The organism is Micromonospora chersina (assembly GCF_900091475.1).
Taxonomy (GTDB): domain Bacteria; phylum Actinomycetota; class Actinomycetes; order Mycobacteriales; family Micromonosporaceae; genus Micromonospora; species Micromonospora chersina.
On the sequence record NZ_FMIB01000002.1, the window covers coordinates 5689181 to 5715462 of the forward strand.

Genomic DNA, 26282 nt, shown 5'->3' on the forward strand with positions numbered 1-26282 from the left:
CCTCCCAGGGCGCGGAAAAGCTGGTTGTCTTCGGGGCGGGGCCGGCGGCGGCCGGTCCCGCCCGCGCCGGCACGACCCCGGCGGGGCGGCATCGGCGACGGGGAGGACGGATGCGCGACGACAGGGCGGCACACCGGCGGCACCGGCGGGCGGTGGCCGGGCTGCGGCACGGCGACCGGAAGGAACCGCTGATCGCCCCGGCCCGGCGCGCCGGGGCCCGGCCACCCCGGCACTTCACCGTGCACCTCGGCTTCGAGGCGGCCGACCCCACGAGCGCGCGGGAGCTGGCCGTGGCATACGCCGAGGCGCTCGGCCTGCTCCGCCCGGAGCTGGCGCTCGGCGCGGCGGCGCTCTCCCCGGCCGACGCCTGGCACCGCGCGGAGCGGCTCTTCTGCGGGGCGGTCGGCCCCGACGGCGAGCGCTGCGCGGACGTGGCCGGCCACCCGGGCTTCCACCACGCGCCCGGCCCCGGCGGGCTCGGCTGGGGCGACGGTGACTGAGCGCCCGGGCTCAGCTCAGGTCGAACTCGCCGTCCTGGGCGCCCGCCACGAAGGCGTCCCACTCGTCCTGGGTGAAGACCAGCACGGGCCCGTCCGGCTCGGCCGAGTTGCGCATGCCGATCAGGTCGTCGACGAAGGCCACCTCGACCGCGCTGTCGGACGTGTCGCCGTCGGCCCGCTGCCAGACCGCCCGGGACAGGTCGAAGTCGCCCTTGGGGTGCTGACCCATCGTTGTTCCTCCATCGCCACGGGTAACGGGGGAGCCCACTCGGACCCCATCGGGCAGGATAAGCGGATGCCGAGCCTGAGCCGTGTAGAGGCGACCGCGCGTGGCGCGCTGATCACCGTCGAGTCCTACCAGGTGGACCTCGACCTGACCGGCGACGCCGAGCGGTTCCGCTCCACCGTCACCATCCGGTTCCGGGCGACCCCCGGCGCCGAGACCTTCGCCGAGGTGAAGCCCCACCGACTCCTCGGGGTGCGCCTCAACGACCGGGACGTCGACCCGGCGCTGCTGGACGACAACCGCCTGCCGCTGACCGGGCTCACGGCGACGAACACGCTGACCGTCAGCGCCGAGATGGCCTACTCCAACACCGGCGAGGGGGTGCACCGCTTCGTCGACCCGGCCGACGGCGAGACCTACCTCTACGCCATGTCCTTCCTCGACGACGTGCAGCGCATCTTCGCCGCGTTCGACCAGCCCGACCTCAAGGCCCCGGTGACCCTCTCGGTCACCGCCCCGCCGGAGTGGACGGTCGCCGCCAACGGCCGGGTCGCCGACCGGCCGGCGCCGGGGCGGTGGGAGTTCGCGCCCACCGCGCCGCTGGCCACGTACTTCGTCACGCTGATCGCGGGCCCCTGGCACGTCCGGGAGGACGAGCACGACGGCATCCCGCTCGCCGTCTACTGCCGGAAGTCCCTCGCCGCGCACCTGGACGCCGACGCCGAGGAGATCTTCACGGTCACGAAGCAGTGCCTCGACCGGTTCCACCAACTCATCGCCGAGCGCTACCCGTTCGGCAAGTACGACCAGGCGTTCGTCCCCGAGTTCAACGCCGGCGCCATGGAGAACCCGGGCCTCGTGACCCTGCGCGACGACTACGTCTTCCGCTCCGCGGTCACCGACACCCAGCGCGAGCTGCGGGCGACCACCATCGCGCACGAGATGGCGCACATGTGGTTCGGCGACCTGGTCACCATGCGCTGGTGGGACGATCTGTGGCTGAACGAGTCCTTCGCGGAGTACCTGGGCACCCGGGTCACCGCCGAGGCCACCCGCTTCACCCAGGCGTGGACCACCTTCGCCATGCGCCGCAAGGCGTGGGGCTACGCGGCCGACCAGCGCCCCTCCACCCACCCGGTGGCCCCCGAGGAGGTCACCGACGCGGCCCAGGCGCTGCTCAACTTCGACGGCATCTCCTACGCCAAGGGCGCGAGCGTGCTGCGCCAGCTGGTCGCCTGGGTCGGCGACGAGTCCTTCCTGGCCGGCCTCAACGCGCACTTCGCCAAGCACCGGTTCGGCAACGCCACCCTCGCCGACCTGCTGGAGAGCCTGAGCGCCGCCAGCGGGCGGGACCTGGCCGACTGGGCCGAGCGCTGGCTGCGCCGCCCGCAGGTCAACACGCTGCGGATGGAGGCCGCAGTCGACGCCGACGGCCGGTGGGCGGAGGCGGCCGTGGTGCAGACCGCGCCGGAGGCGTACCCGGTGCTGCGCCCGCACCGCATCGGCGTGGCCCGCCACGCCGCCGACGCCCCGGTCCACCACTTCGAGGTCGACCTCGACCCGGCCGCCGACCGGGGCCGCACGGTGCTGGCCGAGCTGGTGGGGCAGCCGGCCACCGGCCTGCTGCTGCCCAACGCCGGTGACCTCACCTTCGCCAAGATCCGGCTCGACCCGGCCTCGGCGGACGCGGTGCCCATGGTGCTCCCGGGGCTGGCCGACCCGCTGGCCCGGGCGCTGCTCTGGGGCGAGGCCCTGGACGCGGCCACCGACGGCGAGCGGCCGGTGACCTCGCTGGTCTCCCTCATCGCGGCGGCGTTGCCGGCCGAGACCGAGGTGATCATCGCGGAGGACGTGCTCAGCCTCAGTCGCAACCTCGTCGACCGCTACCTGGACCCGCTCGCCCGGGAGGCGGCCCTGCTCCGCGTCGCCGGGGCGTGCGCCACCCTGCTGGCCGGCGCACCGGCCGGCGGCTCGCTGCAACTCGCCGCGGCCCGCGGGCTGATCGAGGCCACCACCGACACGGGGCTGCTCGCCGGCTGGCTGGCCGGCGACGGCGTGCCCGAGGGGCTGGCGGTCGACGCCGACCTGCGCTGGGCGCTGCTGCACCGGCTCGTGGTGCTGGGCGCGGCCGGCGAGCCGGAGATCGCCGCCGAGGCGGCAGCCGACCGCAGCGCCACCGGTGCGGAGCGGGCCGCGAGCTGCCGGGCCGCGCTGCCCGACGCCGAGGCCAAGCAGGCCGCCTGGGAGATCGTGACCAGCAACACCGACCTCTCCAACCGCCTGGTCGAGGCGACCGCGGAGGGCTTCTGGCAGCCCGAGCAGGCCGAGCTGACCGCCGGCTACGTCGAGCGGTACTTCGCCGACATGCCGGCGGCGGCGCGGCTGCGTACCCCCTGGACGGCGGACCGGGTCGCCACCCTGGCGTTCCCCCGCTACGCCGTGGCCCAGCCCACCCGCGACATGGCCGCGGCGCTGCTGGCCCGCGACGACCTCACGCCGGGGCTGCGCCGGCGGGTCGTCGACCTCGACGACGACCTGCGCCGCGCCCTCGTCGCCAGGACGGCGGTGGCCGCCGCGGGCGCCTGACGGGGCGACCGCGCCGGGTGGGGCGTACCCCTGTCCGGCGCGGTCCGTGGGACGGCCCGGCGGCCCCGGCGGACGCTCGCCGGGCCCCGGCCTACGATCGCGGGGTGGAGGAAGACATCCGGCGGATCGGGATCATGGGCGGCACCTTCGACCCGATCCACCACGGGCACCTGGTGGCGGCCAGCGAGGTGGCGGACCGGTTCGGCCTGGACGAGGTGGTCTTCGTGCCCACCGGGCAGCCGTGGCAGAAGGCGGACGAACCGGTCAGCTCGGCCGAGGACCGTTACCTCATGACGGTGATCGCCACCGCCTCCAACCCCCGCTTCCAGGTCAGCCGGGTCGACATCGACCGGGGCGGCCCCACCTACACCGTCGACACGCTGCGCGACCTGCACGCCGAGTACGGCCCGAAGGTGCAGCTCTTCTTCATCACCGGCGCGGACGCCCTGGAGCGCATCCTGTCGTGGAAGGACCTGGACGAGGTCCTCGAACTGGCCCACTTCATCGGGGTGACCCGTCCCGGCTTCGAGCTGTCCGACAAGCACCTGCCCGCCGACTCGGTCAGCCTCGTGCAGGTGCCCGCCATGGCCATCTCGTCGACCGACTGCCGTGCGCGGGTCGCCCGGGGCGAGCCGGTCTGGTACCTGATTCCCGACGGTGTGGTGCAGTACATCGCCAAACGGCGGCTCTACCAGCGGTGATTCCGCCCGGAACGTGAGCGTTTGTCCGCGTAATCGACCAGAACTGACAAGTCGCCGCCCCGGCGGGTGTGAGAGGCTTGGAGGGTCGCACGGTTGATCGAAGGAGAACGGTGACAGTTTCCGAACGCGCTCACGAGCTGGCGATGGCCGCCGCCCAGGCCGCGGCCGACAAGAAGGCGCAGGACATCGTCATCATCGACGTGGGCGACCAGCTCGCGATCACCGACGCGTTCCTGCTGGCCGCCGCGCCGAACGAGCGTCAGGTGCTCGCCATCGTCGACGCCATCGAGGAGCGCCTGCTGGAGCTGCCGGAGAAGGCAAAGCCGGTCCGCCGCGAGGGCGAGCGGGGCGGCCGCTGGGTGCTGCTCGACTACGTCGACATCGTGGTCCACGTGCAGCACACCGAGGAGCGCGAGTTCTACGCCCTCGACCGGCTCTGGAAGGACTGCCCGCAGATCCCGTTCGTGGACCGGGACCTCGCCGACTCGGCCGCCGGCACCGCCAGCGCGGAATGACCCGCCTGATCATCTGGCGGCACGGCAACACCGACTGGAACGCCGCCGGCCGGGTCCAGGGCCAGACCGACGTGCCGCTCAACGACCTCGGCCGCGAGCAGGCCCGGACCGCCGCGCCGGTGCTGGCCGCGCTGCGCCCGGACGCCATCGTCGCCAGCGACTTGCGCCGGGCCGCCGACACCGCCGCCGCGCTCGCCGCGCTGACCGGGCTGCCGGTCCGCTCCGACCCCCGGCTGCGCGAACGGCACTTCGGCCAGTGGCAGGGCCTCGCCCTCACCGAGGTCGCCGAGCGCTTCCCCGACGAGTACGCCCGCTGGCGGGCCGGCGACCCGGACCCCGGCGCGGGCATCGAGAGCCTCGACGACCTCGGCAAGCGGCTCGGCGCCGCCTTCCAGGAGGCGGCCGACCTGGCCGCCGGCGGCACCGTGGTCGTCACCACGCACGGCGGCGGCGCCCGGCAGGGCGTCGGCCACCTCCTCGGCTGGGACCACGCGGTGCTGCGCAGCGTGGGGTCGCTGGCCAACTGCCACTGGACCGAGCTGCGGCACGACGACGTCCGGGGCTGGCACCTGCGGGCACACAACGTCGGGCTGATCACCCAGCCCGCACTCACCGACGCGGTCTGAGCCGTTCGGCCCCGGCGCTCCGCCGTGACATCGGCTAGCGTGCCGGGCATGCCCGTCGCGGTCGTCACCGACTCCACCGCCTACCTGCCGCCCGACCTGGTCCGTGCGCACCGGCTCACCGTCGTCCCGCTGACCGTCGTGCTCAACGGCGCCGAAGGGCTGGAAGGCGTCGAGACCTCCCCGGAGGACGCCACCCGCGTCCTGAGCGGCCGGCGGGTCACGGTGAGCACCTCCCGGCCGGCCCCCGAACAGTTCGCGCAGGTCTACCGGCAGCTGCTCGCCGACGGCGCCGACGGGGTCGTCTCCGTGCACCTCTCCGCCGAACTCTCCGGCACCGTGGAGGCCGCCCGGCTGGCCGCCGCCGAGGTCGGCGACGACCGGGTCACCGTTGTCGACAGCCGCTCCACCGGCATGGGCCTGGGCTTCCCGGTGCTCGCCGCCGCCGCGGCCGCCGCCCGGGGCGCGGACCTGACCGGGGTACGCCAGGCGGCGCTCGACGCCGTCGACCGCACCACCATCTTCTTCTACGTCGACACCCTGGAGTTCCTGCGCCGGGGCGGCCGCATCAACGCGGCCGAGGCACTGCTCGGCACCGCCCTCTCGGTCAAGCCGATCATGCACATGCCGGACGGCGTGATCGTGGTGCGGGACAAGGTCCGCACCGCCAGCCGGGGCATCGCGCGCCTCGTCGACCTGGCGGTCGAGGCGGCCGGCGACGCCGACGTCGACCTCGCCGTGCACCACCTCGCCGCGCCGCAGCGCGCCGACCAGTTGCTGGCCGCGCTGACCGAGCGGCTGGGCGGCCGGCTCCACGACACGTACGTCACCGAGGCGGGAGCGGTGATCGCCGCGCACGCCGGCCCGGGCCTGGCGTGCGTCGTCCTCCACCGGCGCCCGTGACGGCGTCCGCTGCCGTGTTTGCCGGGCCGCGACTGGTCGTATCTTGGCGAGTTTCCGCTCCCCTCGAACGGCAACTCGCCAGGATTGCCGGGCCTCGGGTGGTCGCACCGTCCTCCGTGGTCGCCGCGTCTCGGGTGGCCGGATGAGCGCCGGGTCTTTCGTGGTGACCGGCGGGGGCCGGGGCGTCGGGCGGGCCATCGTCGAGCGGCTGGCCGCCGGCGGTGGCACCGTCGTCGTGGTCGAGCGGGACGAGTCCGCGCTGGACTGGCTGGCCGGGCACCCGGCCGCGGACCGGCTGCGCGCGGTGGCCGGCGACGCCGCCGACGAGGACACCACCGGGCGGGCCGCCGACCTGGCCGAGGCGGCCGCCCCGCTCGCCGGCTGGATCAACAACGCGGCCGTGTTCCGGGACGCCGCCCTGCACCGCGCGCCGGCGGGGGAGGTGTTCGACCTGATCGCCGCCAACCTGCGCCCCGCCGTGGTCGGCGCCGGCACCGCCGTACGCCGGTTCCTGGCCGCCGGCACCGGCGGCGCGATAGTCAACGTCTCCTCCCACCAGGCCCGCCGGGCGGTGCCGGGCGCCCTGCCGTACGCCACCGCCAAGGCCGCCGTCGAAGGGCTGACCCGGGCCCTCGCCGTGGACTACGGCGGCCGGGGGATCCGCACCAACGCGGTAGCGCTCGGCTCGATCCACACCGAGCGGCACGCCGCCTTCCTGGCCGGCCTGGATCCGGCCGAGGCGGACCGGGTCGAGGCGGAACTGGCCCGGCTGCACCCGGTGGGCCGGATCGGGCGTGCCGGGGAGGTCGCCGAGGTGGTGGCCTTCCTGCTGTCGCCGGGAGCGGCCTTCGTCAACGGGGTGACCCTGCCGGTCGACGGCGGCCGGGCGGCGCTCGGCCCGGACCCCGAGGCACGGTTGGCGTGGTGACCCTGGTGGTGGACGGGGGCCGGGCGGCACTCGGCCCGGACCCCGAGGCGCGGTCAGCCTTGTGACCCTGGTGCTGGCCGGGGTCGGGCGGCGTCGGGTCCGGTGCCGGAGGCAGACTGTGCACTGTGGACCGTCCCGCGATCGTCCTGGTGCACGGCACCCGCTTCGCCCGCGGCCAGTGGCAGCCGCAACTGCCCGCCCTGGCCGCCGACTTTCCGGTCACGGCCGTCGATCTGCCCGGGCACGGCAGCCGCGCGGCCGAACCCTGGAACCTCGACCGGGCCGCCGACATCGTGGCCGAGGCGGTCCGCGACCTCGACGCCGGCCCTGCCCTGGTCGTGGGGCACTCACTCGGCGGGTACGTCTCGCTGCACGTCGCCCGCCGACATCCGGACCTGCTGGCCGGGCTGGTGCTGATGGGCGCGAGCGTGGCCACCACCGGGCCGCTGACCGTCCCGTACCGGCTGTTCGCGTCGCTTGTCGCCCGGCTGCCGGCCGCCCGGCTCACCCGCTGGAACGACCGCCTGCTGCGCCGCCTCTACCCGCCCGAGGTCGTCGACGCCACCATCGCCGACGGGTACGCCTTCCACACCCTCCCGGTCGCCTGGCGGGACATCATGGGCCGGTTCGACGCGTCGAGCCTGGCGGCGGTGCGCGCCCCGGTGCTCATCCTCAACGGGGAGCGGGACCGGCTGTTCCGCTCGGGGGAGCGGGAGTTCGCCCGGGCGCGCCCCGGCACCCGGATCGAGCTGGTCCCGGGCGCCGGCCACCTGGCCAACTTCGACAACCCGGCAGCGGTCACCGACGCCGTACGCCGCTTCGCCCGGGAGCTGTCCCCGGCCCGCTGACGTCGTTACTCGCGCTCGGGGCGGCGCAGTGTCAGCGACTGGAACCGGTGGCCGCCGCCGACGTCCACGGCATGGAAGTCCACGACCTCGAACGACGCGGCGGCGAACGTGAGCAGTTGCTCGTCGGTGCGGAACGAGAAGAAGCGCGGCGGCTCGTGCTGGTCGTCGCTGAGCGGACCCTCGGCGCTCTCGGTGCCCCCGTACACACCGACGAAGAACAACCCGCCGGGGCGCAGAACCCCCCGGATCGCCGCCAGGACCGCGGGTAGGTCCTGGTTGGGGACGTGCAGCAGGCAGTTCAACGCGAACACCGCGTCGAACGAGTTGGCCGGGAAGTCCAGCCGCAGGAAGTCCATGACGTGGGCCTCGATGCCCTTGGCCCGGCAGTGCTCGACCATCGCCGGCGAGAGGTCGGCCGCGACGACGCCGAAGCCCTCCCGCTGGAACCAGGCGCTGTCCTGTCCGGTGCCCGCACCGATCTCCAGCAGCCGCGCACCCGCCGCCAGCCGGTCACGGAACGCCTGCCGTTCCGCCACCTTCCACGGCTCCTTGGTGAGCCCCTCACGCCATGCCGCACGCCCGTCGTAGGCCTCTCGTAAGGGACTGAGCACGTCGGCGTATCGGATTGTCATGTCGGCCATTGTTAACGAGCCGGGGTGGTCGCGGCGCCCCGGCTCGACAGCTCTGACGCCCGCCCTGCGAGGGCCCGATAGCACAGAAAAAGGCGGTCCGGGGGGTCGTCCACAGGGCCGTCGGTCGTCCACAGGCGAGCGCCGACGTCCGCCCCGGGCTGAGTTGGCGCCGTAGCTTCCAGCCGTGTCAGAAGACGAGGAGACGACGGTACGGCGGCGGCTGTCCCGGCTGTTCGAGCCGGTCGACGGTCTCGTCGCGCCCGGCGGTGCCGCCCTGGCGGCAGAGGGATCGCGGCTCGGTCCGGGTCTCGACCCTGACCTGCCGTGGGCTGAGCTGGCGCGATCCTCTGCTGCCCCTCGACCACTCGCGGCGGCCGCGGGTCCGGCTCCCGTGCGTGGGTCCGGCCGCGCACCCGAGCCGGGCCGGGTGTCCTCGGATCCCGAGGCCGGTGAGAGCTGGCCGAGAAGTCCTGCCGACGAGGCCCTGCCGGCCGATGGGGAAGGTGGTCGACTCGGGCCCGAACCGGGGGATGCCGGCGGACGACGTCCTTCTCTGGCGTCCCGGTTGCCCGGGCCGGGTGCCTTCGATCCCGGCCGGCGGGGTGTCCGGGCCCTCGCGGCCGTGGCGGTCGTCGTCGTGCTGGTCGCGGGAGTCTGGGCCTGGCGCTCCCGGCCACAGGCGGAGCCGGTCCGTCCGGCCGCGGCGGTCGGCGCACCGGAGACCTCCGCGCCAGCGCCCACCGCGTCCGCCGGTCAGGTGGTGGTGGCGCTGGCCGGCAAGGTCCGTCGCCCGGGCCTCGTCCGCCTCCCGGCCGGCGCACGGGTGGCCGACGCCATCGAGGCGGCCGGCGGCGCGCTGCCCGGCGTCGACGTCGCCCTGCTCAACCCGGCCCGCAAGGTCACCGACGGCGAGCTGATCCTGGTCGGCGTCAGCGCCCCACCCGGCCAGGCCGCCCCGCCCGGGCCGGCGACCGGAGGCGGCGGACCCGCGGCCGGCGGCGCGGCGCCGGGAAGCGGCCCGGTCAACCTGAACACCGCCACCCTGGCCCAGCTCGACGCGCTGCCCGGCGTCGGCCCGGTGCTCGCCCAGCGGATCCTCGACCACCGCGACCAGCACGGCAACTTCCGCTCGGTCTCCGACCTGCGCCAGGTCGACGGCATCGGCGACGCCCGGTACGAACAGCTCAAGGACCTGGTGACGGTGTGAACACCGGCGAGCCGCAACGCGACCACCGCGCATCGGATATCCCGTCGGCGGCGACCTCCGCTGTCCGATCGGCGGGGACCTCCGCCGGAGGGCGTCATCCGGCCTCGATATCCGGCGGGAGGCGTCATCCGGCTGCGACCGTCGCCGGTGTCGCCGTTGGTCCTGTGGCGCCAGTGAGCGCGCCGGTGGACGGCGGCAGCGCGACGGCGGGGGAGGTGCCCGACCTGCGGCTGGCCGGGCTGGCCGTGGCCGCCTGGCTCGCCGCACTGGCCGGCCTGCACTCCAGCGTGACGGCGAGCGCCACGCTGGCCGCCGTCGCCGCCGGCCTGGCGCTGGTCACCGGCGCGCACCTGTGCGGCCTGCTCGGCCGCCCGGCCGACCCGGTCCGCCGCTACGGCTGGATCGCCGTGGCCGTGCTGCTCGGCGTGGTCTGCGGCGCGACCGCCACCGCGGCCCGCCTGGCGGTCCGCGACGCCGCCCCCGTGCGGGCGCTCGTGGCCGAGCGGACCCTGGTCACCGCCGAACTGGTGGTCCGCGACGACCCGCGCCCCATCCGGAGTGCCACAGGTCGTCCGGCGACCCTGCTGGTCAGCGCGGACCTGACCCGCCTCACCGACCCCGCCGGCCGCCGGGTCACCGGCACGGTGCGCGGCCTCGTGCTGGCGAGCGACCCGGCCTGGCGCACGCTGCTGCCCGGGCAGCGGGTGACCGCGAAGGGCCGGCTGTCCGCCCCGCGCGGCGGGGACCTCACGGCTGCGGTGCTGTCGGCCACCGGGCCACCGATTCGGCACGGCGCGGCACCGTGGCCGCAGCGGGCGGCCGGGGCGCTGCGGGCCGGGCTGCAACGGGCCTGCGCGCCACTTCCCGACGCCCCGGGCGGGCTGCTGCCCGGCCTGGTGGTGGGGGACACCAGCCGGCTGCCGCCCGAGGTGGAGGAGGACTTCCGGGCCACCGGCATGACCCACCTCAACGCGGTGTCCGGGTCCAACGTGGCCATCGTCGTCGGGGCGGTGCTGCTGCTCGCCCGCTGGGCGCGGGCCGGTCCGCGGACGGCCGCCGCGCTGTGCGTACTCGCCCTGGTCGGGTTCGTGATCCTGGTCCGGCCCTCGCCGAGCGTGGTCCGCGCCGCGGCCATGGGGGCCATCGGGTTGGCCGCGCTCGCCACCGGTCGGACCCGGGCCGCGCTGCCCGCCCTCGCCGCCGCGGTCACCGTGCTGGTGCTTGTGGACCCGGAGCTGGCCGGGGACCCCGGGTTCGCGCTCTCCGTCTGCGCCACCGGTGGGCTCCTGCTGCTCGCCCCCGGCTGGCGGGACGGGCTGCGCCGGCGTGGCGTACCGCCCGGGTTGGCCGAGGCCCTGGCCGTGCCGGCGGCCGCGCAGGTCGCCTGCGGCCCGGTGATCGCCGGGATCTCGGGGACGGTGAGCCTGGTCGCGGTGCCGGCGAACCTGCTGGCCGTGCCGGTCGTCGCGCCGGCCACGGTGCTGGGCGTGCTCGCGGCGGTGCTGTCACCGGTCTGGCCGGCCGGCGCCGAGTTCGCCGCCTGGCTGGCGAGCTGGCCGGCGCGCTGGCTGGTGACCGTGGCCGGGCAGGGGGCGCGGCTGCCCGCCGGGAACCTGCCCTGGCCGGGCGGGGTTACCGGGGCCCTCCTGCTGGCCGCCGTGAGCGTGGCGCTGCTGGTCGCCGTCCGGCGGCCGGTCCTCCGGCGGCTCGTCGCGGTCGTCGTGGTAGCCGTGGTGCTCGGCGCGCTGCCCGTCCGGCTGCTCGCGGCCGGCTGGCCACCGCCGGGCTGGGTGATCGTGGCGTGCACGGTGGGGCAGGGGGACGCCCTGGTTCTGCCGGTCGCCGCCGGACGGGCCGTGGTGGTCGACGCCGGCCCGGACCCGTCCGGGGTGGACGGATGCCTGCGCCGGCTCGGCGTACGCGAGGTGTCGCTGTTGGTGGTCAGCCACTTCCACGCCGACCACGTGGGCGGGGTCGCCGGGGTGTTCCGCGGCCGGCGGGTGGCGGCGGTGGCGACCCCGCAGTGGTCCGAGCCGCCGTACGGCGTCGCCCAGGTACGCGACGCGGCGCGCGGGGGCGGCACCCCGCTGGCACCGGTGCAGGCGGGCTGGCGGTGGCGGGCCGGGGCGGTCGAGGTGGCCGCGATCGGGCCCCCGTATCCGCTGCGCGGCAGCCGGTCGGACCCGAACAACAACTCCCTGGTGCTGGCCGCCACCGTGCGCGGGGTCCGGATCCTGCTGCCCGGCGACGCCGAGACCGAGGAGCAGCGGGCGCTGCTGGAGACCGTGCCGTCCGCCGCCATTCGGGCCGACGTGCTGAAGGTCGCCCACCACGGGTCGGCGTACCAGGATCCGGAGTTCCTCGCGGCGGTCCGCCCGGCGGTCGCGCTGGTCTGCGTGGGCGTCGACAACGACTACGGGCACCCCAACCCGGGCCTGCTCGACCGGCTGACCCGGACCGGCGCCCGGGTGCTGCGCACCGACACCGACGGCGACGTGGCCGCGGTGCGCGCCGGCGCCGGCCTGGCGGTGGTGGCTCGCGGGACAGGTCCGGGGCGGCGGCGGTGAGACCGGCTCGGGAAGCGCCCCGAGAATCGAGGCGGCTTATTGGGATAGCTGGTAGATCGACTCAAATGTCTGGATTTGCGCTGAGTGCGGGCCGTGCCGTCACAGTCCCCGATGACCAGGCACGATCCGGTCGGAGGCCGTGCGAATATGGGCGACGTGACCCCCGCCAGCCTGCCCCCCATTCTGCTCGTCCTCGGCGACGAGGAGCTGCTCGCCACGCGAGCCGTCTCCGAAGCCGTCGCCCGAGCCCGCAGCGTCGACCCGGATGTGGACGTCCGGGAGTACCAGGCCGGCTCGCTGGCGGTGGGCGAGATCGCCGAGATGCTCAGCCCGTCGCTGTTCGGCGGCCGCCGGGTGCTCGTGCTCCGTGCCGGACAGGACGCCCGCAAGGACCTGGTCACCGCCCTGCTCGGATACGCGAAGAACCCGGACCCGGACGTGCAGCTCGTGGTGCTGCACCTGGGCGGCGCGAAGGGTAAGGCGTTCGCCGACGGGCTGCGGGCCGCCGGCGCGACAGTGGTGCCGGCGGTGAAGCTCAAGGGTCATCGGGAGCGCGTCGCGTTCGTCCGGGACGAGATCCGCCGCCTCGGCGGCAAGTGCACCGAGGACGCGGCCGAGACGCTGATCGCGGCCGTCGGCACCGACCTGCGTGAGCTGGCCGCCGCCTGCTCCCAGCTCGTCGCCGACACCGACGGGCGGATCGGGGCCGACACGGTGTCCCGCTACTACCGGGGGCGCGTCGAGGTGACCGGCTTCACGGTGGCCGACGCGACGATGGTCGGTGACGTCCCCGGCGCCCTGGAGGCGCTGCGCTGGGCGCTGCACGTCGGCGTCGACCCGGTGCCGATCGCCGACGCCCTCGCCGACGGGGTGCGGACCGTCGCCCGGGTCGCCTCGGCCGGGCGGGGGAGCCCCTACCAACTGGCGAGCAGCCTGGGCATGCCGGCCTGGAAGATCGAGCGGGCCCAGCGGCAGGGCCGGGGCTGGACGCCGGAGGGCCTCGTGGAGGCCATGCGCGCCGCCGCCGAGTGCAACGCCGCCGTCAAGGGCGGCGCCGACGACCGGGCGTACGCGCTGGAGCGGGCCGTCTTCTCCGTGGCCGCGGCGCGGCAGGGCGGCGGCCGGTGACCCGAACGTGGTCGACGGTCCCGACGGACGAGGAGCGGTACCGGCCGCTCTACGCCCGGGTCCTCGGGCTGCGTTTCGTCAACCCCGGCGGGGTGCTGTGCTTCCTCTTCTTCGAGGGCGCCGTGGCGCTGGCCGTGCTGCTCGCCCTCGCCGAACTGGTGACCTGGTGGGCGGTGCTGGTGCTGCCGGCGGCGGTGGCGGCCATGGTGAAGCTCAACGACATGGTCGCCGAGATCGTGATCCGCACCGCGGCGCAGGTGCCGGAGCAGGAACGGGACCGCTTCCGCCGGCAGATGGAGCCGGTGGTCGGCCGGGCCAGCGTGCCGTCCACTGCCCGGGCTCTGCCCGGCGGGGTGTCCCTGGCCGGCGACCCGAGGGTGCGAGCGAGCCGTCCCGCCGACCCGCCCTCCGACATCGAGCCTTGGCCGGACCCGGCCCGGCACGATCCGTACCGCTGACCGGCCCCGACCCGGCACGACCCGTATCTGAGTCGCGGCAAGCTCCCGGCCGGCACTCGGTCGTCGGCTGCCGGACCGGGAGTCGAGCCGATCAGGAGTGGTTCCGACGGCCGGTTACCCGAACGCAGACGGCCGGAAGCCCCGGGGCGGTAACCCCGGGGCTTCCGGTCAGGTCTGAGGCGCTCGTCAGGCCGAGAACGAGGCGACGCGCTTGGCGATCGCCGACTTCCGGTTGGCCGCCTGGTTGGCGTGGATGACACCCTTGCTGGCAGCCTTGTCCAGCTTGCGGGTGGCCTCACGCATCAGGGTGGTGGCCTTCTCGGTGTCGCCCGCCTCGGCAGCCTCGTTGAACTTCCGGATGGCGGTCTTCAGCGACGACTTGACCGACTTGTTACGCAGCCGGCGCTTCTCGTTCTGCCGGTTGCGCTTGATCTGGGACTTGATGTTCGCCACGCGACAGCCTCGTCTTGATAGCTCGGGTTGGTCTGCTTTCACGCACGGCGGACATGCGCCATCGCCGCGCGAAAAGCCAGGTTACCAGGTCGCCCGGCGGCGAGCCAAAACGCCTCCGGTGCCCCGGGGCGTCCGCCCTGCTCAACCCGGCCCGCCGCCCGATCGGGCCGCGCACCGCCGCCCTGCGCAGAGCCCCACACCGCAGCCCCGCGCGGAGCCCCGGACCGCAGCCCCGCGCAGAGCCCCGCACCGCAGCCCCGCGTAGAGCCCCGCAGCATCGAGCCGCGTACAGCCGCCCGCATCGAGCCGCGCACGCTCACGTCCAGCCCTGGCGGGCGGCGAGCCAGGACAGGGCCTGCTCGCCGCTCCAGCGCTGGTGGGCCCGGATGTGCGGGGACGCGGTGGACGGGCCGGCGGCGGCGCCGGTGAGGAGGTAGCCGGAGAGTGCGGCGAGGGTCACGTCCAGCGCGTCGGCGGGGGCGCCGGCGGCGGCCGGGTGGCCGGCGAAGGCAGCGTTCGCGTCGAGGCCGCTGGCGTACCCGGTGATCAGCAGGGTGACCAGGTCGAACCAGGCCGGCCCGTGGCAGAGCCAGTTCCAGTCGCAGATCCAGGCCCGGCCGGCGGCGTCCAGCAGGACGTTGTCCACCCGCAGGTCGCAGTGGGCCAGGCCGGGGGCGGCGTCGGCGTAGCCAGGGAGGCGGGACTCCAGCGCGGCCAGCTCGGGCAGCGGCGCCCAGGGCGGTAGCGCGGGCGCCGGTTCGCGGCCGGCGGCCACCTCGCCCCACCAGAGGATGTCGTCGCGGGCCAGGTCGGCGAGGCGCGGCAACCCGAGCGCCACGAGGTCCGCGGGCGGCGCGGCGAGCGCGGCGGCCACCTCGGCGTACGCGGTGAGGGCGGCGTCCAGCTCGGCCGGCTCCCAGGGCAGCCGGGGCGTGTGCCCGTCGACAGCGGTCAGGGCGAGCGCGTACCAGCCGGCCTCGGTGAGCGCCCAGCGCGGGCGGGGGACCGGCAGGCCGGCGGGGAGCCGGGCCAGGACGGCGGCCTCGTGGGCGTACCAGTCGACCAGGTGCCGCTGCTCGGCGAGGGCCGCCGCCTTCACGAAGACGGGCTCGCCGGTGGGGCCGGTGAGCACGGCGGCGAAGCCGCGCGTGAAGCCCGCACCGGCCGGGCGGACCGTCACCGGGTGCCCGCCGAGCCGGGCGGCCAGCGCGTCCCGCAGCCCGGCGGGCAGCTCGGCCCAGTCCGGCCGGTCGGCGGTGGCGTCGTACGGCACCGGGGGCAGCGAGATCGCGGGCACCCGCCCATGCTGCCGCACCGGGACGTCGGTGTGCTCTGCCAGACTGGCCAGCCATGAGGACCGACGAGTTCTGGCAGTTGATCGACGACGCCCGGGCCGGGGGCGGGGGAGAGCCCGCGGCGGTCGCCGCCCGGGCCGTGGCGCTGCTCGCCGAGCGGGACCCGGAGGAGATCGTCGGGTACGCCCACCACCAGCAGCGGGTGCTCGCCGCGTCGTACAAGGTCGACCTCTGGGGCGCGGCCTACCTGATCAACGGCGGCGCCTCGGACGACGGCTTCGAGTACTTCCGGGGCTGGCTGATGACCCAGGGCCGGGCGGTGTTCGCCCGGGCGGTCGCCGACCCGGACTCCCTCGCGGAGCTGCCGCAGGTCCGGTCCGCCGCGCTCAGCGGCGAGGAGTTCGAGTGCGAGGACATGCTGGCGGTGCCGTGGGAGGCGTACCGGAAGGCCACCGCGGCCGACCTGCCGGCGGACCGGGACCCGGTGCGGGCGCCGGACCTGAACGACTTCTGGGACTTCGACGACGAGGAGGAGGCGCGGCGCCGCCTGCCGAAGCTCGCCACTCTCTTCGTCGAGCCACCCGAGGAGTGACGGGGGAGCACCGGCGCGCCCCGGACGACGTGGGAGCATAGAGGGGGCCGGCGGCGCGCCGGCCCGCTCACGTCAGCCGACCAGAACGGACAGCTGTGCCACCGACGCTCGATCCCGGCGCTAACGCTCCTGGTGCCACCGACCCGGCGCGCATCAGGAACTTCTGCATCATCGCCCACATCGACCACGGGAAGTCGACCCTGGCCGACCGGATGCTGCAGCTCACCGGCGTGGTCGACCCCCGGCAGATGCGTGCGCAGTACCTCGACCGGATGGACATCGAGCGCGAGCGCGGCATCACCATCAAGAGCCAGGCCGTCCGGATGCCGTGGACCATCCGCGAGGGCGACCGGGCCGGCGAGACCGCCGTGCTCAACATGATCGACACCCCGGGCCACGTGGACTTCACCTACGAGGTGTCCCGCTCCCTGGCGGCCTGCGAGGGCGCCATCCTGCTCGTCGACGCCGCCCAGGGCATCGAGGCGCAGACCCTCGCGAACCTCTACCTGGCGCTCGAGAACGACCTGCACATCATCCCGGTGCTCAACAAGATCGACCTGCCGGCCGCGCAGCCGGAGAAGTACGCCGAGGAGCTGGCCCACCTGATCGGTGGCGACCCGGCGGACTGCATCAAGGTCTCCGGCAAGACCGGTGAGGGCGTGCCGCACCTGCTCGACGAGATCGTCCGGCAGTTCGTGCCTCCGGTCGGCAAGGCCGACGCCCCGGCCCGCGCCATGATCTTCGACTCGGTCTACGACGTCTACCGCGGCGTGGTCACCTACGTCCGGGTGGTCGACGGCCTCATCAGCGCCCGGGACCGGATCAAGATGATGTCCACGGGCGCCGTCCACGAGCTGCTGGAGATCGGCGTCATCTCCCCGGAGATGGTGAAGGCCGACGCGCTCGGCGTCGGTGAGGTGGGCTACCTGATCACCGGTGTGAAGGACGTCCGCCAGTCCCGGGTGGGTGACACGGTCACCATCAACGCCAACCCGGCCAAGGAGGCGCTCGGGGGCTACAAGGACCCGAAGCCGATGGTCTACTCCGGCCTCTACCCGATCGACGGGTCCGACTACCCCAACCTCCGTGAGGCGCTGGACAAGCTCAAGCTCAACGACGCCGCCCTGGTCTACGAGCCGGAGACCTCGGGTGCCCTCGGCTTCGGCTTCCGCTGCGGCTTCCTCGGCCTGCTGCACCTGGAGATCATCCGGGAGCGGCTGGAGCGGGAGTTCAACCTCGACCTCATCTCCACCGCGCCGAACGTGGTCTACCGGGCCATCCAGGAGGACGGCGAGGAGATCGTGGTGACCAACCCGAGCGAGTACCCGACCGGCAAGATCGCCGAGGTGTACGAGCCCACGGTGCGGGCCACGGTGCTCACCCCGAACGACTACGTCGGCGCGGTGATGGAGCTGTGCCAGGGCCGGCGGGGCAGCCTGCTCGGCATGGACTACCTCTCCGCCGACCGGGTGGAGCTGCGCTACACCCTCCCGCTGGCCGAGATCATCTTCGACTTCTTCGACCAGCTCAAGAGCCGGACCAAGGGCTACGCGTCGCTGGACTACGAGCCCTCCGGCGAGCAGGCGTCCGACCTGGTCAAGGTCGACATCCTGCTGCACGGCGAGCCGGTGGACGCGTTCAGCGCGATCGTGCACAAGGACAAGGCGTACAACTACGGCACCACGATCGCGGCGAAGCTGCGTTCGCTGATCCCGCGCCAGCAGTTCGAGGTGCCGATCCAGGCGGCCATCGGCAGCCGGGTGATCGCCCGGGAGACCATCCGCGCCATCCGCAAGGACGTGCTCGCCAAGTGCTACGGCGGTGACATCAGCCGGAAGCGCAAGCTGCTGGAGAAGCAGAAGGAGGGCAAGAAGCGGATGAAGATGGTGGGCCGGGTGGAGGTCCCGCAGGAGGCCTTCATCGCCGCGCTCTCCTCCGACTCCGGCGACGGCAAGCCCGCCGGCAAGAAGTAACGCGTTGACGCCACGGCCGGCGCCCCCGTCGCGGGGCGCCGGCCGTCCGCGTACCCGGAGATTTTTTCCTCGGCGGCGGGCCGTGCGAAACCGCTCCCACCTGCGGCCCTTCACGCCGGGCCGGGGCTGGCGCTGGGCGGGGCGGGGAGTGGGTCGGTTTGGTTTTTCGGCGGCTCGGGAACTTACCGGTCACGACAGGAACCACACAGACCGTGTGAAACCTCTTAGAAGGAGACAACCGTGACCGTCTGGGGCATCATCACCGCGCTCGTCGTTGGTCTGATCGTCGGTGCGCTGGGCCGCCTGGTCGTTCCGGGCCGCCAGAACATGCCGATGTGGCTGCACATGCTGATCGGCGTGGGCGCCGCGCTGCTGGGCACCGTCCTGGCCCGCGCCATGGGCATCGCCACCGAGACCTCCGGCATCGACTGGATGGAGCTGCTGGTCCAGGTCGTGCTCGCCGCCATCGCCGTCGCCCTGGTGGCCGGCGTGGGCCGTCGCCGCAGCGTCTCGCGCTACTGACGCAACACCCCTCGAAGCGCCTCAGCGGGCGCCCGACCGGACGGTCGGGCGCCCGCTGGCGTTTGCGCCCGGCCGGTGAACGGGCATTGAACGGGGTCAGCGCGGGAAATGGCCGGCCGCTCGCCTCCCGGCGCCCGGATTCGGCCACGAAAGACCAGCTCAGAGCCCTCCGGAGCAATTCGTCACCGGAGTCGGTTTGGATTTTCGGCGGGTCGGGAACTTAGCGGTCACGACAGGAACCACACGATCCCGTGTGACTCATTCTGAGAGAAGGAGGGCGACCGTGGAGCTCACCGTTTGGGGCATCATCACCGCGCTCATCGTTGGTCTGATCGTCGGCGCTCTGGGCCGCCTGGTCGTCCCGGGCCGTCAGAACATGCCGATGTGGCTGCACATGCTGATCGGCGTCGGCGCCGCGCTGCTGGGCACGATCGTCGCCCGGGCGTCCGGCTTCGCCGACACGGCCGGCATCGACTGGCGGGAGCTGCTGCTGCAGGTTCTGTTCGCCGCCATCGGCGTGGCCCTGGTGGCCGGTGTGGGGCGTCGCCGCGGCGTCTCGCGCTACTGACCTCATCCCCCTGAGCGCTCCAGCGGGCGCCCGACCGACCGGTCGGGCGCCCGCTTCCATGTCCGCCTGAGCTGCCCGGACGGCACCCCTGCCGCCCGGGCGCACGCCTGCGATACGGTCGCCACGGCCGTCCGCCGCGAGTACCCCCTGTTGTAAAGGAAATTTTCCTACTAAGGTGCGGCGGAGAAGGTTAGTGCCAACCGGCCCCGAGGGAGATATGGCGTGAACAGGTGGAAGCGGCTGGCTCCGGTCACCGCCATCGTGGCGTCGGCCGCGATGGTGCTGTCCGGATGCGGTGGCTCCGACGACGACGACAAGGCCGCGGACAACAGCAAGCTGACGGTCTGGATGATGGGTGAGGGCGGCGACGCCCAGACCAAGTTCCTCGACGGCGTCGAGGCGGAGTTCAAGAAGAAGCACCCCGAGACCGACGTCGTGGTGCAGTACATCCCCTGGCTCGAGGCGCCGAAGAAGTTCCAGGCCGCGCTCGCCGGCGGCGAGGGGCCGGACGTCACCGAGCTGGGCAACACCGAGACCCAGGGCTGGGCGGCGCAGGAGGCCCTCGCCGACGTCTCGGGCAAGTTCAACAGCTGGTCCGAGGGGAAGGACATCCTCCCCGACCTGGTGAAGAACGCCCAGCTCGACGGCAAGCAGTACGGCGTCCCGTGGTACGCCGGCGTCCGCGCCATCTACTACCGCACCGACTGGTTCGCCGAGGCGGGCGTGAAGCCGCCGACGACCTGGGACGAACTGGTCACCACCGCGAAGGCCGTTCAGGCCAAGAAGCCGGGCACCTACGGCATCGCGCTGCCCGGCAACTCCGAGCTGCCGTTCTACTCCTTCCTCTGGGCCGCCGGCGCGGAGATCGCCACCAAGGACGGCGACAGCTGGAAGTCCGGCTACAACACGCCGGAGGCGCAGAAGGCGGTCAAGTTCTGGACCGACCTGGTGACCGTGCACAAGGTCGCCCCGCCGGCGGCCGCCGGCTGGAACGAGGTCGACGCCCGTACCCAGTTCGCCACCGGCAAGGCCGCCATGGCGTTCGCCGGTAGCTGGCAGGGCGGCGCGATGAAGAAGGACAACCCGGACATCGAGAAGGTGTGGGGCACGTTCCCCATCCCCGGTCCGGACGGCAAGGCCGCCCCGGCCTTCGCCGGTGGTTCCGACATCGCCCTCTGGAAGGACAGCAAGCGCCAGGACCTGGCCTGGGACTACCTGACCGTGCTGCTGAGCAAGCAGAAGGACCAGGAGTTCGCGAGCAGCCTCGGCTTCTTCCCGGTCTACAAGGACCTGGTCAGCGGCGGCAACTACGCCAACGACAAGGTGATGGCGGCGTTCGCCACCGCCATGCAGAACACCAAGCTGACCCCGCTCACCCCGAAGTGGGTGGAGGTGAGCCGGACCAAGACGGTGACCCAGGCCATGAACAGCTCCGTCATCAAGGGGCAGAAGACGGTCGAGAAGGCCACCGCCGACGCGGCCACCGAGATGGAAAGCATTCTCAACGCCAAGTGACCACGCTGACCAAGGCCACCGGCGAAGCCGCCGCGCGGGAGACCCCCGCGCGGCGGCGCCGCCGCGTGGACCGCCTCCCGTACCTGTTGCTCCTGCCCTGCCTGGCCATCATCGGGGTGCTGCTTCTCTGGCCCCTCGGCCAGGTCGTGATGATGTCCTTCTACAAGCTGGACAGCGTCCGGCAGTTGCGGGGGGACCGCGAGTGGCCGTGGGTCGGCCTGGCCAACTACGCGCAGATCCTCGGCGACCCGTTCTTCCGTACGGTGCTGCGCAACACCGTGCTCTTCGCCGTGGCCAACGTGGTGCTCACCATGATCCTCGGCACCCTGGTCGGGCTGCTGCTCAACCGGCTCGGGAAGAAGATGGCCACCTTCGTGGCGAGCTGCGTGATGCTGGCCTGGGCCACGCCCGCGCTGACCGGCACCATCGTCTGGAAGTGGATCTTCGACGACACCAGCGGCCTGGTCACCTGGCTGTTCAACAAGCTTCCGGACGGGCTCTCCACGGCCGTGTTCGGGCGCAGCGACTGGACCGGCTACGGCTGGTTCAACGACCCGCTGCTCTTCTTCGCCATCCTGACCCTCGTGGTCGTCTGGCACTCGTTCCCGTTCATCGCGGTCAGCGTGCTGGCCGGCCTGAAGAGCGTGCCGAGCGAACTCCAGGAGGCGGCCCGTGTGGACGGGGCCGGGCCGTGGCGGGTCTTCTGGTCGGTGACCTTCCCGATGCTGCGGCCGGTCTTCGGCATCCTCGTGGTGCTCTCCACGATCTGGGACTTCAAGGTCTTCACCCAGCAGTTCGTGCTGGCCGGCGGCACCCAGGACCGGTCGACCTTCATGCTCTCCATCTACTCCTACGCGGAGGCGTTCTCGCCGCCGCCCAAGTACGGCCTGGGCTCCTCGATCGCCGTCATCCTCACCCTGATCCTGCTCGTGGTGACCGGCGTGTACGTCCGTATGGTGCTCCGGCAGGAGGACGAGTCGTGAAGAAGATCGCCCTCAACGGCGCCGGGCTGCTGGTCGCGCTGTTCGCGGCCTTCCCGGTCTACTGGATGGTCGCCACCTCGCTGAAGCCCAACCGGGAGATCTTCTCGGCCACGCCGCGCCCGGTGCCCGCGAAGCCGACCCTGGAGCACTACCGGGAGATCCTCACCGGCAACCTGATCCCGGGCGTCACCTTCACCGACTTCTTCCTCAACAGCGCGCTGGTCGCGGTGGCCACCGTCGTGCTCAGCGGGCTGGTCGCGCTGCTCGCCGCGACCGCTGTGGCCCGGTTCCGCTTCAAGCTGCGCACCACCTTCCTGATCCTGCTGCTGGTGGTGCAGATGATCCCGCTGGAGGCGCTGGTCATCCCGCTGTTCCTCATGATCCAGCGGCTCGGCCTCTACAACACCCTGCCCAGCCTGATCCTGACCTACCTCGGCTTCTCGCTGCCGTTCGCGGTCTGGATGCTCCGCGGCTTCGTGGCCGCGGTGCCCAAGGAACTGGAGGAGGCGGCGGCGATCGACGGGGCCAGCCGGGCCCAGACCTTCCGCAAGGTCCTCTTCCCGCTGGTCGCGCCCGGCCTGGTGGCCACCAGCATCTTCTCCTTCATCACCGCGTGGAACGAGCTGATCTTCGCGTTGACCTTCGTCAACGACCAGAGCAGGTACACGCTGCCGGTGGCCATGACGTTCTTCTTCGGGCGGGACGACACGGCGTGGGGCTCGGTGATGGCCGCCTCGACGCTGTTCACCCTGCCGGTGATCGTCTTCTTCCTGCTGGTCCAGCGCCGGATGGTCTCCGGCCTGGTCGCCGGCGCGGTCAAGGGCTGAGGCGCGCGGGCGGAACCCGTTTCCCGGCGCCCGGCCGCGGCACCTAGGCTGACCGCCATGACAGGCAGGCTGGCGGCGGTGAACCTCGGCGTGGTGACCGAGGCGGAGTGGGCGGGTGACCCGAGCGGTCGCAGCGGCATCGACAAGCGGCCCGTCGACGGCCGGGTGGACATCCGGTTCGCCGGCGTCGCCGGCGACTTCATCGGCGAGCGGGCCCACCACGGCGGCCCCGACCAGGCGGTCTACGCGTACGCCGAGGAGGACGCCGGCTGGTGGGCCGGCGAGCTGGGCCGGGCATTGCGGCCGGGCGCCTTCGGCGAGAACCTCACCACCTGGGCGGTGGACGTCACCGGGGCGGTCATCGGCGAGCGCTGGGCCGTCGGCTCGGCGCTGCTGGAGGTGACAAAGCCCCGCACCCCGTGCACCACCTTCGCCGGGTTCTGGGGCATGCCCGACCTGATCAAGCGGTTCACCGTCCGGGGCGCGCCCGGCGCGTACCTGCGGGTGCTGCGCGAGGGCGAGGTGGGCGCCGGCGATCCCGTCGAGGTGGTCGACCGGCCGGCGCACGGCGTGACGATCGGCGAGGTGTTCCGGGCGACCACGCTGGAGCCGGACCTGCTGCCGCGCCTGCTCGACGTGCCGGAGCTGCCCGAGTCGCTGCGGGAGAAGGTCCGCCGCCGCCTCGGCGCCGCCGCCGGCTGACCGCCCGGCCCGCAGCGAGGCCGGGTCAGGCCGCGGCGAAGACCTCGGCCAGCACCTGGGTGGCCGGGTCGCCCTTCACCTTGGCCCAGGTGCCCTGCTCGGCCGTCCACTCCAGCTCGCCGAAGCGGACCCGCTTCACCCCGTGGTCGTCGGCGTGCGAGACCAGCCAGTGGGCGTACCGCCAGCCGTTGCGGCTGTCGACGGCCGGCACGGTGAGCCCGGTCAGGTCGGTGGCCGAGTTCAGCTCCGGCAGGCCCCAGTCCAGGGCCAGGCTCTGGAGGAGGGCGGTGGCGGCGGCCGGGCCCCGCATCGTCGGCGTCGGGCCGACCGTGCAGGCCACCGCGCCGGTGGCGTCGCCGAGCAGGGCGCGGGTGAGCACCTGCGACTCGTCCGCCCACTTCTCGTACGCCTCGGGGTAGGCCGACCGCTGCACCCGCTGGGCGGCCTCGGTGACCCGCAGCTTCTCCCAGCCCTTGACCTTCTTCAACGCGGCGTAGAACTTCTTCGCGGCGTAGCGCGGGTCGCGGATCTCCTCCGGCGTGCCCCATCCCTGGCTCGGGCGCTGCTGGAACAGGCCGAGCGAGTCCCGGTCACCGTGCGCAATGTTGCGCAGGTGCGACTCCTGGTACGCCGTCGCCAGCGCCACCACCACGGCCCGCTCGGGCATGTCCCGCTGCACGCCGATCGCCGCGATGGTGGCCGCGTTGGCCATCTGCTCGGCGCTGAGCACGACCTCCCCGTCGGCCTGGACGGTGCAGGTCCGGCTGGCCAGCGGCAGCCGCAGGTGGTGCCCGAACTGCTTCGTGACGAACCAGACGCCGAGCAGGGCCAGCACGGCCACCACCACACCCGATGCCACGATCGCCCCACGCGTCCGCACCCGCACCCCCAGTCCCGACAGCCCGCCCAGCGTACGTCGCCCACTCCAGTCTCCGGGTCGGCCGACCGGACGCCTCACGGTCCGTAGCCGACCCGTGCCTCCGGCCTCAGTCTGCGGCGGGCACCCAGGCCGCGGGCCGCTTCTCCCGGAACGCGAGGACGCCCTCCCGGCCCTCCTCGGACAGGAAGTACCCGGTGGAGAGCGCGGCCAACTCGGCGATCTCGGCCCGCAGGTCGGTGGCGGCCGGGCGGCGCAGCAGCTCCTTGGTCCCGGCGAGGGCCTTCGGCGCCCCCTTCACGAGCGAGGCGCGGTAGCGGTCCACGGCGGCGTCCAGCTCGTCCGCCGGCACGGCGGCGGTGACCAGGCCGATCTCGGCGGCCCGCCGGCCGTCGAAGGTGTCGCCGGTCAGGTACAGCTCGGCGGCGGCCCGGGGGTGCAGCCGGGGCAGCACGGTCGCCGAGATCACCGCGGGGATCACCCCGATCCGGACCTCGGTGAAGGCGAACGTGGCCTCCTCGGCGCAGATCGCGAGGTCCGCGGCGGCGATCAGACCCAGCCCGCCGGCCCGCGCCGGCCCGGCCACCTTCGCCAGCACCGGCTTCGGGCACTCCCGGACGGCCACCAGCACGTCGCCCAGCATCCCGGCCGGCACGCTCCCGCTGGCGTACGCGGCGGCGGTCTCCTTCAGGTCGGCCCCGGAGCAGAACACCGGGCCGGTGTGGTCCAGCACGATCGCCCGGACCGCGTCGTCGGCGACGGCCGCGGTCAGCCCGGCCAGCAGCTCGGTCATCAGCGGGGTGGAGAGCGCGTTGCGGTTGTGCGGGCTGTCCAGGGTGAGGGTGGTCACCCCACGGGCCGTGGCGACCCGCACGAGAGCGTCCGGAGAGGTCATGCCGGGCACACTAGTGGCCATGCCCGGCGTCCTTCCAGAAGGCGAACCCGTCCCGCGCGACGGGGCGCTGCCCGCTGCCGCCCGCCGCGCCGTCGGCGCGCGCGGCTTCGGCGTGTACGTGCACGTCCCGTTCTGCGCCAGCCGGTGCGGCTACTGCGACTTCAACACCTACACGGCGGCCGAGCTGGGCGGCGGCGCGAGCCGCGAGACGTACGCCGACACCGTGCTGGCCGAGCTGGCCCTCGCCGGCCGGGTGCTGGGCGACACCCCGCCGCCCCGGGTGGACACCGTCTTCGTGGGCGGCGGCACGCCCACGCTGCTCCCCGCCGACGACCTGGCCCGGATCCTCGACGGCATCGACCGCACCTGGGGACTGGCCGCCGGCGCCGAGGTGACCACGGAGGCCAACCCCGAGACGGTCACCCCGGAGTCGCTCAGGACGCTGCGGGCCGCCGGCTACACGCGGATCTCGCTGGGCATGCAGTCCGCGGCGCCCGGGGTGCTGGCGATCCTCGACCGGCAGCACAGCGCCGGCCGGGCCACCGCCGCCGCGCTGGAGGCCCGCGACGCCGGCTTCGACCACGTGAACCTGGACCTGATCTACGGCACGCCGGGGGAGAGCGCCGAGGACTTCGCCGCCTCCCTGGACCAGGTGGTGGCGGCGGGGGTGGACCACGTCAGCGCGTACGCCCTCATCGTGGAGGACGGCACGCGGCTTGCCGCCCGGATGCGGCGCGGCGAGCTGCCGTACCCCAGTGACGACGTGGCGGCGGACCGCTACCTGGCCGCTGAGGCCGCCCTCGGCGCGGCCGGCTTCTCCTGGTACGAGGTCTCCAACTGGGCGCGCTCCGAGGCGGCCCGGTGCCGGCACAACCTGCTCTACTGGACGGGCGCCGACTGGTGGGGCCTCGGCCCGGGGGCGCACAGCCACGTCGGCGGGGTGCGCTGGTGGAACGTCAAGCACCCGACGGCGTACGCCCAGCGGCTGGCCGCCGGGGAGTCGCCCGGCCTGGCCCGGGAGGTGCTCACGCCGGACGAGGCGCACATGGAGGACGTGATGCTGCGGCTGCGGCTCGCCACCGGGCTGCCGCTGTCCGGGCTCGACGAGGCGGGTCGGGCGGGCGCCGAGCGGGCCCGGGCCGACGGCCTGCTGGATGCCGAGGCGTACGCCGCCGGCCGGGCGGTGCTCACCCTGCGCGGCCGGCTGCTCGCCGACGCGGTCGTGCGCGACCTGCTGCCCTGATCGCCTGACGCGCCG

General features: G+C 73.9%; 27 protein-coding genes. 21 read left to right on the top strand and 6 right to left on the bottom strand.

The annotated features are described in order from the left end of the window. Nucleotides 1-110 precede the first annotated feature (110 nt). Nucleotides 111-500: a hypothetical protein gene (locus tag GA0070603_RS26520; protein WP_091319202.1), complete on the top strand. Its 390-nt coding sequence runs from the start codon at nucleotides 111-113 to the stop codon at nucleotides 498-500. 10 nt (nucleotides 501-510) lie between these two features. Here GA0070603_RS26520 and GA0070603_RS26525 read toward each other — a convergent pair whose 3' ends face one another. Beyond that, a complete protein-coding gene (locus GA0070603_RS26525; RefSeq protein WP_091319205.1) occupies nucleotides 511-729 on the bottom strand; it encodes a DUF397 domain-containing protein in 219 nt (72 codons plus the stop codon). A gap of 66 nt (nucleotides 730-795) precedes the next feature. On the opposite strand from GA0070603_RS26525, the gene pepN reads away from it, so the two are divergent. The 7 genes from pepN to GA0070603_RS26560 all read left to right on the top strand — a co-directional run bounded on the left by pepN (nucleotide 796) and on the right by GA0070603_RS26560 (nucleotide 7830). Then, a complete protein-coding gene (pepN, locus tag GA0070603_RS26530; RefSeq protein ID WP_091319208.1) occupies nucleotides 796-3312 on the top strand; it encodes an aminopeptidase N in 2517 nt (838 codons plus the stop codon). Nucleotides 3313-3416: 104 nt separating this feature from the next. Further along, entirely contained in the window at nucleotides 3417-4013 is a 597-nt protein-coding gene (gene nadD / locus GA0070603_RS26535) for a nicotinate-nucleotide adenylyltransferase (RefSeq protein ID WP_091319211.1), read from the top strand. Nucleotides 4014-4123: 110 nt separating this feature from the next. Beyond that, a complete protein-coding gene (rsfS, locus tag GA0070603_RS26540; protein WP_091319213.1) occupies nucleotides 4124-4528 on the top strand; it encodes a ribosome silencing factor in 405 nt (134 codons plus the stop codon). After that, a complete protein-coding gene (locus GA0070603_RS26545; protein ID WP_091319215.1) occupies nucleotides 4525-5154 on the top strand; it encodes a histidine phosphatase family protein in 630 nt (209 codons plus the stop codon). The genes rsfS and GA0070603_RS26545 overlap by 4 nt, the downstream gene beginning before the upstream one ends. 48 nt (nucleotides 5155-5202) lie before the next feature. Further along, the gene (locus tag GA0070603_RS26550) at nucleotides 5203-6054 is read left to right on the top strand and encodes a DegV family protein (protein ID WP_091319217.1); all 852 of its coding nucleotides are present in this window, start codon (nucleotides 5203-5205) and stop codon (nucleotides 6052-6054) included. A gap of 142 nt (nucleotides 6055-6196) precedes the next feature. Next, nucleotides 6197-6982 carry an SDR family NAD(P)-dependent oxidoreductase gene (locus tag GA0070603_RS26555; RefSeq protein WP_091319219.1) on the top strand — a complete coding sequence of 262 codons (786 nt, stop codon included), beginning with the start codon at nucleotides 6197-6199 and terminating at the stop codon, nucleotides 6980-6982. Between the two features lie 125 nt (nucleotides 6983-7107). Beyond that, nucleotides 7108-7830: an alpha/beta fold hydrolase gene (locus GA0070603_RS26560; protein ID WP_208862950.1), complete on the top strand. Its 723-nt coding sequence runs from the start codon at nucleotides 7108-7110 to the stop codon at nucleotides 7828-7830. A 5-nt stretch (nucleotides 7831-7835) separates the two neighbouring features. On the opposite strand, the gene GA0070603_RS26565 is transcribed toward GA0070603_RS26560, so the two are convergent. After that, nucleotides 7836-8471, bottom strand: a complete 636-nt coding sequence (locus tag GA0070603_RS26565; RefSeq protein WP_091319223.1) for a class I SAM-dependent methyltransferase — start codon at nucleotides 8469-8471, stop codon at nucleotides 7836-7838. A 175-nt stretch (nucleotides 8472-8646) separates the two neighbouring features. Here GA0070603_RS26565 and GA0070603_RS26570 point away from each other — a divergent pair, with 175 nt between their 5' ends. From GA0070603_RS26570 to GA0070603_RS26585, 4 genes are all read left to right on the top strand, one after another. Beyond that, nucleotides 8647-9669, top strand: coding sequence for a ComEA family DNA-binding protein (locus GA0070603_RS26570; protein ID WP_425270473.1), 1023 nt, complete (start codon nucleotides 8647-8649; stop codon nucleotides 9667-9669). Nucleotides 9670-9833: 164 nt separating this feature from the next. Next, a complete protein-coding gene (locus GA0070603_RS26575; RefSeq protein WP_425270474.1) occupies nucleotides 9834-12236 on the top strand; it encodes a ComEC/Rec2 family competence protein in 2403 nt (800 codons plus the stop codon). 147 nt (nucleotides 12237-12383) lie between these two features. Then, nucleotides 12384-13364, top strand: a complete 981-nt coding sequence (gene holA / locus GA0070603_RS26580; RefSeq protein ID WP_091319228.1) for a DNA polymerase III subunit delta — start codon at nucleotides 12384-12386, stop codon at nucleotides 13362-13364. After that, on the top strand, nucleotides 13361-13822 hold the full coding sequence (locus GA0070603_RS26585; protein ID WP_244282614.1) for a hypothetical protein: 462 nt from the start codon (nucleotides 13361-13363) through the stop codon (nucleotides 13820-13822). Before holA ends, GA0070603_RS26585 begins: the two co-directional genes overlap by 4 nt. 186 nt (nucleotides 13823-14008) lie before the next feature. On the opposite strand, the gene rpsT is transcribed toward GA0070603_RS26585, so the two are convergent. After that, on the bottom strand, nucleotides 14009-14275 hold the full coding sequence (gene rpsT / locus GA0070603_RS26590; RefSeq protein WP_091319230.1) for a 30S ribosomal protein S20: 267 nt from the start codon (nucleotides 14273-14275) through the stop codon (nucleotides 14009-14011). A gap of 316 nt (nucleotides 14276-14591) precedes the next feature. Further along, the gene (locus GA0070603_RS26595) at nucleotides 14592-15572 is read right to left on the bottom strand and encodes a phosphotransferase family protein (protein WP_244282615.1); all 981 of its coding nucleotides are present in this window, start codon (nucleotides 15570-15572) and stop codon (nucleotides 14592-14594) included. Between the two features lie 53 nt (nucleotides 15573-15625). Here GA0070603_RS26595 and GA0070603_RS26600 point away from each other — a divergent pair, with 53 nt between their 5' ends. The 8 genes from GA0070603_RS26600 to GA0070603_RS26635 all read left to right on the top strand — a co-directional run bounded on the left by GA0070603_RS26600 (nucleotide 15626) and on the right by GA0070603_RS26635 (nucleotide 23252). Further along, complete coding sequence (locus tag GA0070603_RS26600; protein WP_091319235.1) at nucleotides 15626-16162, top strand: DUF4240 domain-containing protein; 537 nt, start codon at nucleotides 15626-15628, stop codon at nucleotides 16160-16162. Nucleotides 16163-16257: 95 nt separating this feature from the next. Further along, on the top strand, nucleotides 16258-18135 hold the full coding sequence (gene lepA, locus GA0070603_RS26605; RefSeq protein ID WP_091319238.1) for a translation elongation factor 4: 1878 nt from the start codon (nucleotides 16258-16260) through the stop codon (nucleotides 18133-18135). Nucleotides 18136-18375: 240 nt separating this feature from the next. Continuing rightward, nucleotides 18376-18657, top strand: coding sequence for a GlsB/YeaQ/YmgE family stress response membrane protein (locus GA0070603_RS26610; protein WP_091319240.1), 282 nt, complete (start codon nucleotides 18376-18378; stop codon nucleotides 18655-18657). 283 nt (nucleotides 18658-18940) lie between these two features. Beyond that, nucleotides 18941-19225 carry a GlsB/YeaQ/YmgE family stress response membrane protein gene (locus GA0070603_RS26615; RefSeq protein ID WP_091269914.1) on the top strand — a complete coding sequence of 95 codons (285 nt, stop codon included), beginning with the start codon at nucleotides 18941-18943 and terminating at the stop codon, nucleotides 19223-19225. A 222-nt stretch (nucleotides 19226-19447) separates the two neighbouring features. Further along, complete coding sequence (locus tag GA0070603_RS26620) at nucleotides 19448-20740, top strand: sugar ABC transporter substrate-binding protein (RefSeq protein WP_091319242.1); 1293 nt, start codon at nucleotides 19448-19450, stop codon at nucleotides 20738-20740. Beyond that, nucleotides 20737-21723, top strand: a complete 987-nt coding sequence (locus tag GA0070603_RS26625) for a carbohydrate ABC transporter permease (RefSeq protein ID WP_091319244.1) — start codon at nucleotides 20737-20739, stop codon at nucleotides 21721-21723. Before GA0070603_RS26620 ends, GA0070603_RS26625 begins: the two co-directional genes overlap by 4 nt. After that, the gene (locus tag GA0070603_RS26630) at nucleotides 21720-22550 is read left to right on the top strand and encodes a carbohydrate ABC transporter permease (protein WP_091319246.1); all 831 of its coding nucleotides are present in this window, start codon (nucleotides 21720-21722) and stop codon (nucleotides 22548-22550) included. The genes GA0070603_RS26625 and GA0070603_RS26630 overlap by 4 nt, the downstream gene beginning before the upstream one ends. Nucleotides 22551-22607: 57 nt before the next feature. Then, on the top strand, nucleotides 22608-23252 hold the full coding sequence (locus GA0070603_RS26635; RefSeq protein WP_091319248.1) for an MOSC domain-containing protein: 645 nt from the start codon (nucleotides 22608-22610) through the stop codon (nucleotides 23250-23252). Between the two features lie 25 nt (nucleotides 23253-23277). Here the strand turns inward: GA0070603_RS26635 and GA0070603_RS26640 are convergent, their stop codons facing one another. Together GA0070603_RS26640 and GA0070603_RS26645 are read right to left on the bottom strand one after the other, a co-directional pair. Further along, on the bottom strand, nucleotides 23278-24138 hold the full coding sequence (locus tag GA0070603_RS26640) for a hypothetical protein (RefSeq protein ID WP_208862951.1): 861 nt from the start codon (nucleotides 24136-24138) through the stop codon (nucleotides 23278-23280). A 100-nt stretch (nucleotides 24139-24238) separates the two neighbouring features. Further along, nucleotides 24239-25024, bottom strand: coding sequence for an enoyl-CoA hydratase-related protein (locus GA0070603_RS26645; RefSeq protein ID WP_091322319.1), 786 nt, complete (start codon nucleotides 25022-25024; stop codon nucleotides 24239-24241). 19 nt (nucleotides 25025-25043) lie between these two features. Between GA0070603_RS26645 and hemW the strand changes: the two genes are divergently transcribed. Next, nucleotides 25044-26267 (top strand): radical SAM family heme chaperone HemW, encoded by a 1224-nt coding sequence (hemW, locus tag GA0070603_RS26650; protein WP_208863082.1) that lies wholly within the window; start codon nucleotides 25044-25046, stop codon nucleotides 26265-26267. The last annotated feature ends 15 nt before the right edge of the window (nucleotides 26268-26282 follow it).